This is a genomic window from Selenomonas sp. AB3002 (assembly GCF_000702545.1).
Classification (GTDB): Bacteria; Bacillota; Negativicutes; order Selenomonadales; family Selenomonadaceae; genus Selenomonas_B; species Selenomonas_B ruminantium_A.
On the sequence record NZ_JNIO01000002.1, the window covers coordinates 722,953 to 735,989 of the forward strand.

Sequence of the window (13,037 nt, forward strand, 5' to 3'; positions counted from 1 at the left end):
TCCGTGTCCTCCTTAATCCTTCACCAATGTCACGCCTGCCAGCCGGGCAATTTCCTCAGCGGTAATTTCCAGGCGCACCTTCTTGTATTTCCAGGGTGTACGGCCCGTCTCCATCCAGATGAAGTCCACGCCGATGTCCACCATGTGTGCCAGGGCTTCCTCCAGGCTAAGGCCCTTGCGGGGGCTCAGGGCAATCTTGGCCCAGATATCCAGCTTGTCCGGCGCCTCGCCCTTGCGCTGGATAAGCACAGCCTCGAAGTAATCATCCTCGCGTGGTGCCCCCTCCAACTCAGCCTTGCCCCGTGCATCAATGCCGTCATACTGCTCATAAGGCAGTTGTGGACGCGCGATGGCATCCATGATTGTGGCACACTGCTTGCCCTCATTGGCAAAGACCAGCCTCTTCTTCAGCACCAGTTTGTTCTCATCTTTGCTGTCCAGCTCCCAGGCTGCCCCGGTGTGGACCTTGACATTCTCCTTGCCTTCCACAGCCAGAAAAAGCTGCACAAAGACCACAGCCAGAACTATCAGGCCGAGAATTACATACAAAACCGTCAAAACTTATTCCTCCCTAGCTTCCTCATCTTCCATCGCCCGCTGAAAGATTTCAAAATACTTGTCGGGCAGGCGGGTGATTTTTCCCGTATCCCTGTGGGTGAAGACATTCTGTGAATGCCCGGTAACCAACACCTCGCCTGTGCTTTTCCGCAGGATGCGGTAAGCAAAGGCCATCTTGGCCTTGGTAAGTGCAGTTGCCTTGGTCTCGATGATGAGCACATCATCAAAACGCCCCGGAGAAAGATACTTGGCATCAATCTTGGTAATGGGGAACACATAGCCGTCATCCATCATATCGTCCAAAGTCAGGTCATAATGGCGCAAATACGCCACCCTGCCAATCTCGAACCAGCGGATATAGTTGGCATGATGTACCACCGCCATGGCGTCAGTATCAAAGAAATTAACCTTGTATTCAACAGAAACAGCCAAAGCCATACCTCCCCGAGAAACAACATATATAATTTAGACCAAATGACATTTAAAGTCAAGTTAAGGCATACATCCGGCCCAGCCGCTGCAAGTAGCTCTCCAGCCGGTGCAGTTCTTCCTTATCCTGCACCCGGCGGCCTGAATAGTAATACTCAGTGGAAGGAGCATTTTTCTCCAAAAGGTTCCTCTCCTTCAAGCGGCGGATAAGCTCCCGCACTGTGCCCCCGTTGCCATCCACCAGAGAGACATTCCCCGGCAGTATCTCGCGGAAGGTGTCCTTGAAATAATTGAAATGCGTGCAGCCAAGCACCAGCGAAGAATACTGGGAAAAGTCATAGACAGAAAGCTCTCTTGCCAGATAATCCAGCACCGCCTGAGAATTGAACTCCTGACTTTCTGCATACTCCACCAGCCGGGGCAGGGGGTGCAGGTCCACCAGATGCTGCTTGTCCACATGCTCAATGAGGACCTTCATCTTGTTGCCCTTCACAGTGACGGGGGTGGCCACCACCAGCACCCTGTGCTCCCCGTCCATGTCCAGCGCCTTCTTGGCAGCAGGCTCCATGCCGATGATGGGCAGGTCATAACGCCTGCGCATCTCCGTCACCGCTGCACTGGTGGCGGTGTTGCAGGCCACCACGATGGCCTTGACCCCCTTGCCCACCAGGAAGTCAAAAGCATCTGCCACCAGCGCCTGCACTTCCTCTTTGGACTTGGTGCCATAGGGCACATTATCTTCATCCGCAAAGAAGACGAACTCTTCCTGCGGCAGGGCCTTGCGGGCCTCATAAAGAACAGAAAGGCCGCCAATGCCGGAATCAAAGACTGCGATTTTCATGAAAAACCTCCATGCTATGTTTATAATCAAACTTAACAAATAATGTTAAAGTCTTTAATAAACTTTATTGCTCATTAACTACTCTCGACAAACCAAGTAAGGGCATGCCCTCACCAAGCAAGCGGTCTACGCAGCAACTACTACAACTGGACGTAGCACTACGCCCTCTATCCCGTCTGCCGAAACATTCGGGAATACTTTCCTCAAAATCTGGAACGCACCATTGACATCAGCGTTTATCAGTCTGCCATCGTTTGCCTTAAAAAGCCCACGATGAACTCGTCTGCTCTTGTCGTAGTTTTCCTTGACTGGCTCTTCTCCATCCAGGAATGATGTACCGCTCGTATAGCTCTCCTCAGTGAGGACGACTGCTATGCCTTTCTCTTTAGCCTTGTACTCTATCATCTGGATTAGCCGTGCAAAGGGCAGCTGGACAAAATGCTGGTTCACTCGTTTGGACAGGCCGCTTTCCTGCTTCCATTCTTTATTCTTTCCTATGACAATAGTTGAGATGTCCTGCCGGACACACTCCTCGATTATCCGTTTGCTTGCCTTGTGCATGTAATCGTCTATGCGGCGGTTCCTTTTGGCGGTCAGTCCGTTGATTCGTGCCGAAGAATATCTGCCAGAGGTCATCATACAGACGCTTTTCCAGTGGGCAAGCTCTTTATTATAGAACTGGTTTGCAGATTTGGGAACTTTGCCGTTTACAATTAACGGTGCAGCACCCGTATTAGTTGCCATTGTCAGTAGGTTGTCCACGCCGATGTCAATGCCCGCATATCTGCCGTTGTCCTCCACTTGCGGCATGGTCTTTATAGTATAGACAATTTCCATGACAATGTATGCACCGTGGGGGATGAACCTTACCTGCTGGAAGGTATCAAACTTCCTGCCATCATCTCGATTATTGACAAATTCTGGCTTAACTTTGAAACCATTGAATGTTTTAGGGAAACGAATCTCGCCATTCTCCAGCTTGCAGTTCTGGTTTGTCATAACAAGGATGAATTTGCCGTCTTTCTCTTTGTATTTGGGCAGCTTGGGCCGACCAAGGTATTTTTCTTTGTGCTGTTTCCAGTCTTTGATAGCAGTAAAGAAAGAATTCCAGTTCTTATCCAGCAAGCGTAGCACCTGCTGGGCAGACTGGGCTGTTGGCATGGCTCTGTAGTCGGGATATTCCAAATCCTGCTTTAGAACTTGGTCAAGCTCCTTGTACCTGGTCCAATATTCATCTTTGATGAACCTGCTGCGGACAAGATAGTTGCCGTGATTATAAAGGTTCTTGGCCTTGTGGCAGAAATCTCCAATCATGGAAAACCAAGGGGAGGATGAGCGAATGAAGTGCTTCTCTGCTCTGGTCAGCGAGTCATCAGCCTTCTTCGACATCGTCAATCGCCTCCTTGATTTTCTTGAGCCTCCGGCGGCTGGAATACAACTTCATGGAGTAGCAGTGCAGGAGGTTCACAATTTCTTCAAAGACCTCCTGGGTGTCCAGTTCCACGGAGCCAACCTCGCTCATGACCACTATTTCACAGTTGTACTTCTGAAACAAATGATGGAAAAGTCCAAATCCTACACGGGAGAGTCTGTCCTTATAAGTAACGACCACTCTCTCCACATGCCCTTCCAGCACTTCATCCAGCATCTCAAAAAAGTCTTTACGCTTTTCAAAGCTGATTCCACTGGCAATGTCGGAATATATGCCTGAAATGGTGTAGCCATTGGAAAAGCAGAACTGCTTCAGGAGAGAAATCTGATTCTCTAGGTCTGGCTTCTGCTTGGTTGTTGATACGCGGGCATAAATAAAAGTTTTCCGCTTCATGTCCTTGTTCAGAAAGCCGTATACATCTTCTTCGTTGTAGTCGTATCGCTTATTGGGCAGGACGGTCACTCGGATTATGCCAGTTTTGACATACTTGGTAAGTGTAGGACGTGTTATTCCAAGAACACGAAGCACATCTTTGGCTAACATGGTACAATCCTCCTTCTTTGACTTGATTATACCATATGTTATATAAAATATAAATCAGAAATTTAACATTTTTAATAAATAACTACACTATATAATTTGGAAGCAGTTTACTTACTAACAACCCGTTAAGTATAACTCAAATCAGTGTTATTTGCCATAGCAAAATACATTCTCTTAATAGGAAGGAAGTCAAAGCAGCTTGATTGCTATTGTTCAAGCCGCCAATCCCTTTCATACACTTTACATCAATTTTTAATCAAAAGTTAATTGCCCTTTAAAACTCCTCTAAGGACCGCCCTTTATAATAAAATCATCGTCAGCAAGGCGATAGTCGTGATAGGCGCCCCAAAGGCGCAGGAAACAAAAGGAGGAGTTATATGTTCGATCTCAAAAAATTCACCGCAATGGCTGCCATAGGTGCATTCGCCTTCAGCGCAGCAGCCACCACTTACGCAGCAGTTCCCCAGCAGAAGGAGCTCCCCAAGGCCGAGCAGCCGGCTCCCCAGCTGAAGCAGGACCAGAAAGACAAGCTGGGCGCCAGGGAAGATGTCATCCAGATTGACCAGATGGGTGACTATGACGGCAAAGACCAGAAAGATATAAAGGACGTCAAAGACGCTAAAGATGTCAAGGATGTGGATGTCAAAGACATCAAAGACGCCAAGGACGTAAAGGAAGCTAAGGGTGCCAAAGACGTCAAGGATGCCAAGGGCCAGCAGGCCAGGACCCCTGACGTGAAGGTAATCCCCGTGCCCCAGGACAAGAAGACTGCTGAGGCAAAGGATGCCGGCCAGAAGGCAGCTCCTCAGGACAGCCAGAAGGTCACCCAGCCTGAGCATAAGTAAGGCACAACTCCCCACAGGTGCAACACACCAACTTCATCATACTACAACAACCACAGCGAAACGCGAAACAGGCCGTGCAGGAAACTGCGCGGCCTGTTTCATTCATGAATACAAAAAACGAAGCCTCCGGAAGTCCGGAGGCTTTTGATTGCAAATGGTGCGACTGGGGCGATTCGAACGCCCGACCCTTCGCTTAGGAGGCGAATGCTCTATCCAGCTGAGCTACAACCGCATACAAGATATTTTAACATATATGTGTTGGTTATTCAAGGAAAATTTACGCTTATCCTATACGTTACCTCCTTGCTTTTTCTTTGTCGCAAAGAAAAAGTAACAAAAAGAAAACGCGGACTGAAATCACATCGTGTGATTTCCGCGTCCGCGGGGCCCATCCAGGGGCCCAATTTATAGTTTCAATTGTCTTTTAGTTAGCTTATGGAAGCCACTGCTGCTTCTGTTTTTTCGTCGCGGCGGACAAACCAGCCGGCCAGCAGGGTGCCGGAGATGGAGTGCCAGGCGCAGGACACGGCGCAGGCCAGAGCTGCGTGGGGGTAGATGGCGAAGTGGGCTACGGCAAGACCAGTGGCAAGACCGGCGTTCTGCATGCCTACCTCAATGGACAGAGTGCGGCGTTTGGCTTCGTTCATGCCTGTAAAGCGGCCCACGAAGTAGCCCAGGAAATACCCCACAGCATTGTGAGCCAGCACCGCCAGGAAGATAACTATGCCGGCAGTGAAGAAGTTGCTGCCCTGCAGGGCAATGACACCGCCCACGATGAGGGCCAGTCCAATAACAGCCACAGAAGGCATCACCTGGCGCACATCATCCATGGTACGGGTCTGGCCATAGCGATAATTCAGCAGGAAGCCCAGGAGCACCGGAGCAATGACCGCTTCCACGATAGTCAGGAACATGCCTGCTGCCGGTACTTCAATGCGTTCCCCCGCAAGGAGAAGCACCATGGCAGGCGTCATGAGAGGTGCCAAAAGAGTGGATGCAGTGGTCATGCCCACAGACAGGGGCACATCCCCTTTGCAGAGGAAACTCATGATGTTGGAAGAAATGCCACCGGGGCAGCACCCCACCAGTATGAGGCCCACGGCAATCTCATCTGAAAGCCCCAGGCTCTTGGACAGGAAATATGCCGAGAAGGGCATGATGAGATACTGGGCTGCGGCTCCGATGAAGATATCCAGAGGACGGGAAGCCAGCACCTTGAAATCCTTCGCAGTGAGGGTCAGCCCCATGCTGAACATGATAATGAAGAGAATAATAATCTGGCTCTGCCCTTTCACCCAGCCAAACATCTGCGGCACGAAGAAGGCAATAATGGCTGCAATAATGACGAAAGCCGCCGTGTGCGATGCCAAAAATTGCGCTGCCTGTTTCATTCTCTCCATAATAAATCCCTCCAAAATGTTTTTCATACACGGACAGATATTTATCCGACGATGTTTTGTATGATACACCCCACGTGTAACTTTGTCAAGTTCTGAAGCAGAAGATATTTGTGTTCATACATGAAAAAGGAGGCCTTGCGGCCTCCCCTGACTGTAATCAATATCAAAGTTTGAACTTCTGCACCTCTGCCTGCAGATCCGTGGCCATCTTGGCCAGGCTGCGGCTGGCGTTGGCGATTTCCTGCACGGAAGCGCTCTGCTCTTCCGTAGCGGCAGATACCGTCTGAGACTCCTCAGCGGCGCTGCGGCTGGCGGCATCGATGGTGCGCACATGGCCCACAATCTCTTCGCCATTCCTGGCCATACCGGTGATATCCGTGCTGATTTCCTGAATCTGGCCGGAGACATTCTCCACCAGCTCGATGATCTTGCGGAAGGAATCTCCCATGGAAATGATGTTGGCGGCGCCTTTCTGCACCTCGGCGTTGCCCGCTTCCATGCCACTGATGGCATTGTCGATATCGCTGCCCACAGCTTTCAAGAGATCTGCAATCTGCTGGGCTGCCTCACGGGAGGACTCAGCCAGCTTGCGGACTTCCTCTGCCACCACCGCAAAGCCCCGGCCCTGCTCACCTGCTCTTGCGGCCTCAATGGCTGCATTCAGGGACAGGAGGTTGGTCTGCTCGGCAATGCCGGTGATGGTCTCAACGATTGCCACAATTTCCGAAGACCTTTCGCCCAAAGCCTTCACCACTTTCATGGACTCCAGACTGCTGGCCTCGATATGCTTGATCTGGGTGATGGCTTCCTCCAGGGTCCTGCCGCCGTCCCGGGCAATCTCTGCTGCCTGACGGCCTTCGCCAGCGGCGGCGCTTGCCTCGCCGGACACTGTCTGGATGGTACCGCTGAGGCGCTCGATAGCCTCGGTGGTGGAGCTTACAGCTCCCAGCTGCTCGTTGGTGCCCTGAGCCACCCGCACAATGGAATTGGCCACCTGATCAGAGGCCTGGGCGGACTGCTCAGTGGTAGCATTGAGCTCCTCTGAGGAAGCAGCCAGATTCTGGGAGAAATCATGAACAGAGCGCATGACCTTGGCCACGCTCTGGCGCATATCACGCACCGCCTGAGCCAGGATGCCCAATTCATTTTCCACTACGACCTTGGCAGGACGGTCTTCAAAGTTGCCGGAAGCCAGCAGCTTCAGCTCATCCACCATAGCCCCCAGGGGTGCCATGACCTTGTTCACCGTCATGACAATGCCCAGGGAAATGACCACCAAAATGATAATGGACAGGCCTGCCACAATCTTCAGCAGGCTGTAAACAGGCGCAAAAAGCTCAGACTCATAGGCGACGGCTGCCATGCTCCAGCCCGTGGCCTTCACGGGAGCATAGAAGGCAATCATATTCTCCCCGTCTGCCCGGGTGAACTTCAGCCAGCCTTCTTCTCCCGCAGTCATCTTCTGGCCCAGCTCTCTCAGAGCCGGATCCTTTTCATCGGTGATTTTCTCCTTCATGATGGCTTCTTCATTGGGATTGACGATATAAGTGCCATCCTGTGCCACCAGATAGCTGTAGCCCTGGCTGCCAATCTTAAAGGCCCCCACCTTCTCCCGGGCGGCATCCACATAAACAGCTGCCAGCACCATGGCCACATTCTGGCCGGAAGGATTCTTGGCCAGAGCGATAGAGTTCACTATGATCTTGCCAGTAGCCTGGGAAATGACAGGAGGCGCCATAAAGGAGTCCTTCTCCCCCTTCATGGTTTCCTTGTACCAGGCCTTGTCGGCATTGTGCATTTCCTTGTAGCCAGCCTTGGTCCAGCCATGCAGCAGGCCGGAACCGTCAAAGGGCCCCCAGCTGACGCTGTCGTAGACGCCAGGATAGATTTTCTCCATCAGTTTCAGGCGCAGCTCATTGTTGGCAATAAGCTCTGCCTGAGTTGCAGGCAGCCCCCTGGCTGCCAGAGAATTGGCCGTCATCTGGGTTTCCAGCATGCGGGCCGCCATCCAGTCAGAGACACCATCCGCCACTTCGGCGGTAGTCTTCTCGGAGCCGGCCACCAGCTGTTCCTCAAAGGCAGAACTGGTGTACTTGAAAATAATGCCTGAAAGTAGCAGGAGACCAACTATGACCACCGGCAGCACGAAAGCCAGGATTTCGGCCTTCACTGTCTTTGGTCCTCCTATGGATTTCACGTTGATTCCAGCCATAGAAACACCCTCCCTCTCAATAATCTCCAATGCCTGTACTATTCGAAATCCCTTGGGGAAATACCTGCTGGAATAAATATTAATTTTTCTGCGCTCACACATTCCCCAGATGCACATATCGCAAATGCTTTTCCGCTATTCCCTGTAAGCGCACCAACGTTTCTACGGGAGTGGCAGGCTCATGCAAATGGAACCGTGGGAAATAGCGGGACAGGTGCAGAGGAATTTCCGGAGAAAGAGAAGCCAGCCACTCTGCCTCCCTTTCCATTTCCTCCGGGCTGTCATTGTGCCCCGGTATCACCAGCGTCGTGACCTCCACATGGCATCCTGCCTCATGAGCGGCGCGTATATTCGTGCGCACCAGCTCAAAGTCTCCCCTCACCCACTGGTAAAATTCCGGCGTAAAGCCCTTGAGGTCGATATTCAAGGCATCTACCAGCGGCAGGAGCCTCCCCAAGGGCCCTGTGGAAAGCGTCCCATTTGTCACCAGCACGACTTTCAGCCCCGCCTCTTTCAACAGCCTTGCACTGTCCCGCACATATTCGTAATTCATCAAAGGCTCATTATAGGTGAAGGCCACGCCAATATTCCCATGCCTCTCCTGCGTATCCAAAGCCAGCTCTACCAAGTCCTCCGGCGGCAGCCGATAAACTCTCAGCCCCGCCCCCTCATCCTCATAGCAAAGGTCAGTCTCCCCCGCCTGGGAAATGCTGTAGTTCTGACAGAAAGGACAGGCCAGATTGCACCCAAAGCTGCCCACGGAAAGAATCCGACTGCCGGGATAAAAGTGGTAAAGGGGCTTCTTCTCTATAGGGTCCAAGGCCACCGAAGTCAGCAGACCATAAGAAAGCGAAGCCAGCCGCCCTCCACGATTCCCCCGGGCCCTGCAAAAGCCCGTGTCGCCATCTGACAGCTGGCAGGCGTGGTGGCAGAGGCGGCAGGTGAGTTTATTATCAAGCATGGTGCATCCTCCTACAGACCTAATGACAAATTCAGTAAATTATGATAACATTAGACCACGAATATATACGCAAACTTCCACCATTGAAGTAAGGGAGGCGAATACAATGATTCCCCGTATAAAATATCTGCAACCCTGCGAAGACTTTACGCTACATGTAATTTTTGACGACGGGAAAGATGTCATATACGATGTGAAGGATGACATAAATACACTTCCCACATATCGCCCGTTGATGACTGAGTATGGCCTTTTCAAAAATGTGCATTTAGATGAAAGTCGCACCTGCGTATATTGGAGCGAAGATATCGACCTGCCAAGTGATGCCATATATGAATATGGAGCATCTTGCTGAACAAACATGGCCACCCGTCCAGGGTGGCTTTTCTTATCCCCTCACGACTCCCGCAGTATTCCAGCCTCCTGGTGGCTGTCACAGTAATAGGTGAGTTGAAAACATAAGAAAGCGAAACCAGCCGCCCCCCACAGTACTGCTTTTATCCTTGCTATTGCAGCCCTTGTTGCTTCCGCATCAATTCGTGCATATAATGCACCACTCCCAGCCAGTTATCCGGATGGATCATGTCCAAGTGCTGCTTGTCGTGACGGCGGGCCAGGTAGAATTCCAGCAGGCGAGGATAGTTGCTCAGGGCAGACTCCTTCACATACAGCAGGATATTCTGCTTGTATTCCACCTTTATCTCATTCTCTCCCCAAATCTGCGGACGGATGCAATCCAGGCAGACGTAGTTTTCATCTGCAAAGAACTTGGCCCAGTAAGACTGCCATTGCTCGTTGATATGGTTCGTGCCCCCCTGCAGGGGCACGGCAGCGGAAAAGAAAACCATATCGGAAAGGGCAGTCAAATCATGGATAAAAGTAGGAGCACGTTTGGCAGAAAGGTGCTCCGCCACTTCCAGGCTCACAGCCAGGTCGAAGCGCTGACCACCATTGGTGATGGATTCATTTTCCAAGTCGGCCTCGAAGAATTCTTCCTTGTCGATATAGAGCATATCCTTTTGGACATAGGAACCATCCACCCCCGCTACTTCTGCCCCATGCTGTTTGAACACAGACAGCCATGTGCCCAGACCGCAGCCAACGTCTACTACTGTCTTTGGCTTTGGAATATAGTTGAAGAGTACAGGTATTGTCAGTTCTGCTGAGCGATAGGAACCGTCCTTTTGAGCACGATAAAAGTTTTCATCATAAGGAGTATTATCCACTGGAATCATCGTCCTCTCTTAAGTCACATAAATTTAGGAGCATCCTTCAAGCCTCTCGCAAAATCTTCGCATCCTGCCCACCATCACGATAGAGGAATATATTGCCGTTCATAAAGTGAACACCTTCGATACAGCCACACTCTTCCAAGTGTTTTTTTATATTCTCAAATGCTTCCGGCTTGATAAAGAAAAGAAGTATTTCATCTGGCTCTAAGCGCAATCCCTGTTTATCAAACTCCTTCAAAGTGAGGAACTTCTCCTTATCTTTCAACATCATCATTTTAGTGAGTTTCTCTTTTTCAGATTCTTCACTTACAACAACACGATGCATACCGGCAATAAAGTTAGCATAGCCAAGCAGCAATGAACGACTAGACTGATGTATATGCCGAGCTATATTAGCTAAAAAATCCGCATTGCACCAAGGTGTCTTAGCAAGATGCTCCAAAAACAGACGATGGAAATTATTTACTGCATCTATGGCATAGCGCTGTCCGGCATAGTGATAGATGCGTTCCTCCACATTCTCCCGCCTATCAGCAAATTCCTGCATTACCAGCGTATTGTATTTCTCTGGCAATATACGGCAATCCTTGCCAAAGAAATAATTCAGCACATCCTGATCCAAATAGTCCACCAATTTCTTCTTACGGAGGAATTTCAGGCCACGCTCCAAAACATTTTCTTCTTTTCTAAACTTTTCCAAATCAAGCAATAATACACCTGCATTAAAATACCGCTCTTCAGGATAAAGGCCTCTTTTTACCATCACACTGTAATGTTCCTGCTGTATGATTGTATCAGGGGCGGCAGCCAATCCATTTTTACCCGTTTCTTCCTCCCAAAGCTCCTTTATATCCATATTAACAATTGTATCACCATCAAGATAAATTACCCTGTCAACTCGCTCCAAAGCTTCACCTATTAAAAGACGATACCACGTAGCCAAGCTGACCCCTGGCTTCAAATGCTGTTTCAGCCATTCAAAATCATCTTTCAGATCTGCGAAACGTTTTTTATACAGTCTCTCGAAATCATAAAACACTATCTGCTGACCATAATCCCGCACCATCTGCATCAAATAACGACGATTATCAGTCGAAAGAGTATAGTCATGCAAAAAGTGCACCGTCACCCATTCCTTGGTATGCTCAAATATGGAACATATAGATGCTCCAACAAACTTGGTATATGTCCCTTTTTTATCTGAAACTGCATAGCAAACATGTATCATCTTCAGCCACCTCACATAACAAGGAAGATTCGATACTCGTCTAATAGTCTGGTAGGATGAGGAATGATAATGGACTTGCCATCAATATAATCTTCCCATTCCTTCCAGCCTGCCTCATCTAATTTTACCTTCAATTCTGGGAAGCTGTTCATAAAAAACACATAAATATGTGTTCCCAATTCGTATGGAAGATTCAAACCTTTCTTCCAGCCATCATCCATAGCCAAATATGGTTCTTCATCAGACAGCATAAACATCTCCCGAAGCTGCTTCTCATCTTTCTTTGGCCCCACAAAAACCCGTTTACTCCTGGCCCAGGCCGCTGAAGCCTTACGATTTCTCTCAACACACTTATTCAGTTCACCTGCCAAAATATTCCTGGTGACAGCGTAGCTCTTGCAAATAAATTCAGCATCACACCAAGGGGTTTTGACGAAAGCTTCATAAAAAATTCTATCACGCGGCTCTTCATAATTATACCTTAAAGTGCGCCCCATATAGTGATAGATACCTTCTACAGGTTCCGGGCTCCCCCACTCCCTGTCCCAGGATTGAAGAATATTATAATTCCAAGGAAGATGTAGGAAATCTCTAGCAAAGAAATAGTTCAAAATATCCTGATCGAAGAAGCGACATTCTTCCTCGTGCTGCACAATGAACCGCAGTCCCGGCAGAAGAATTTCCCCCATATTACGCATCTTCTCCAAGTCCATAATCAGTACACCAGAGTTGAAGCAGGTATCAAAATCCGTCCAGCTGTTTTTGAACAGATAGAGTTTTTCGTCAATTGACCTGTCTATCTGCTTCTGATAATGCTCCATCAATGTACGCTCAGTCACAGCCCCCAAAGGGTTGCCATCAAGAAAAACCTCCCAGAACTTTCTGATATCCATGTTGACAATGGTATCAGCATCAAGATAAATAAGACGTTTCACATCTTGGGGCAACAAAATAGGGGCCAAAAGACGATATAGCGCTGCTGGGGTGTAGTAATCCGTATCTACAGCTCGCTTAAAGATTTCTCTGGCCTCAGCCAATAGATCCTTGCATTCCTCTGCTACGTTGTAAAAGAAAATCTGCTGGCCATAAGTACGAGTCAGTTCGACAAAGTAATTGCGGTTCTTTTCCGTAAGGGTATCGTCATGCAAAAGATGTATGGTAACCCAGGAATCCGTGCGCTCAAAAAGGGAGCACATAGAAGCGCCAATATATTTGCTATATGTACCGTTCTTATCCGTCATAGCATAGGAGACATGCACCATCCGCGCATCCTCCCCAATCCGCTTGCGATTCATTATCCCACCCCGCTTTTAGTAATCAAACACAGCTTCACGATTTAGCCTCCCCCGTTTACGG

The 13,037-nt window shown here is 49.5% G+C and carries 12 protein-coding genes and 1 tRNA gene; 1 reads left to right on the plus strand and 12 read right to left on the minus strand.

The window, feature by feature from the left end; translation table 11 throughout:
• Nucleotides 1–12: 12 nt before the first annotated feature.
• From P159_RS0103585 to P159_RS0103605, 5 genes are all read right to left on the minus strand, one after another.
• Entirely contained in the window at nt 13–558 is a 546-nt protein-coding gene (locus P159_RS0103585; RefSeq protein WP_029541493.1) for a hypothetical protein, read from the minus strand.
• Nucleotides 559–561: 3 nt separating this feature from the next.
• Nucleotides 562–990, minus strand: a complete 429-nt coding sequence (locus tag P159_RS0103590) for a thioesterase family protein (RefSeq protein WP_029541496.1) — start codon at nt 988–990, stop codon at nt 562–564.
• A 55-nt stretch (nt 991–1,045) separates the two neighbouring features.
• A complete protein-coding gene (gene murI, locus P159_RS0103595) occupies nt 1,046–1,828 on the minus strand; it encodes a glutamate racemase (protein ID WP_029541499.1) in 783 nt (260 codons plus the stop codon).
• A gap of 126 nt (nt 1,829–1,954) precedes the next feature.
• Nucleotides 1,955–3,217 carry an RNA-guided endonuclease TnpB family protein gene (locus tag P159_RS0103600; RefSeq protein WP_029541502.1) on the minus strand — a complete coding sequence of 421 codons (1,263 nt, stop codon included), beginning with the start codon at nt 3,215–3,217 and terminating at the stop codon, nt 1,955–1,957.
• Entirely contained in the window at nt 3,201–3,803 is a 603-nt protein-coding gene (locus P159_RS0103605; RefSeq protein ID WP_029541504.1) for an IS607 family transposase, read from the minus strand. The genes P159_RS0103600 and P159_RS0103605 overlap by 17 nt, the downstream gene beginning before the upstream one ends.
• Before the next feature lie 377 nt (nt 3,804–4,180).
• Between P159_RS0103605 and P159_RS20460 the strand changes: the two genes are divergently transcribed.
• Nucleotides 4,181–4,648 carry a hypothetical protein gene (locus tag P159_RS20460; protein WP_185753590.1) on the plus strand — a complete coding sequence of 156 codons (468 nt, stop codon included), beginning with the start codon at nt 4,181–4,183 and terminating at the stop codon, nt 4,646–4,648.
• 155 nt (nt 4,649–4,803) lie between these two features.
• Here P159_RS20460 and P159_RS0103615 read toward each other — a convergent pair.
• The 7 genes from P159_RS0103615 to P159_RS0103650 form a co-directional block, all read right to left on the minus strand.
• A tRNA-Arg gene (locus P159_RS0103615) sits at nt 4,804–4,880 on the minus strand.
• Nucleotides 4,881–5,076: 196 nt separating this feature from the next.
• Nucleotides 5,077–6,048, minus strand: a complete 972-nt coding sequence (locus tag P159_RS0103620; RefSeq protein ID WP_029541510.1) for a bile acid:sodium symporter family protein — start codon at nt 6,046–6,048, stop codon at nt 5,077–5,079.
• Nucleotides 6,049–6,211: 163 nt separating this feature from the next.
• The gene (locus P159_RS0103625; RefSeq protein WP_029541512.1) at nt 6,212–8,260 is read right to left on the minus strand and encodes a methyl-accepting chemotaxis protein; all 2,049 of its coding nucleotides are present in this window, start codon (nt 8,258–8,260) and stop codon (nt 6,212–6,214) included.
• Between the two features lie 94 nt (nt 8,261–8,354).
• Nucleotides 8,355–9,221, minus strand: a complete 867-nt coding sequence (amrS, locus tag P159_RS0103630; protein ID WP_029541513.1) for an AmmeMemoRadiSam system radical SAM enzyme — start codon at nt 9,219–9,221, stop codon at nt 8,355–8,357.
• A 506-nt stretch (nt 9,222–9,727) separates the two neighbouring features.
• Nucleotides 9,728–10,447: a methyltransferase domain-containing protein gene (locus P159_RS0103640; protein ID WP_029541517.1), complete on the minus strand. Its 720-nt coding sequence runs from the start codon at nt 10,445–10,447 to the stop codon at nt 9,728–9,730.
• Nucleotides 10,448–10,493: 46 nt separating this feature from the next.
• Nucleotides 10,494–11,681 (minus strand): glycosyltransferase family 8 protein, encoded by a 1,188-nt coding sequence (locus tag P159_RS0103645; protein ID WP_029541519.1) that lies wholly within the window; start codon nt 11,679–11,681, stop codon nt 10,494–10,496.
• A gap of 11 nt (nt 11,682–11,692) precedes the next feature.
• Nucleotides 11,693–12,922: a glycosyltransferase gene (locus tag P159_RS0103650; RefSeq protein WP_185753591.1), complete on the minus strand. Its 1,230-nt coding sequence runs from the start codon at nt 12,920–12,922 to the stop codon at nt 11,693–11,695.
• Nucleotides 12,923–13,037: the final 115 nt, after the last annotated feature.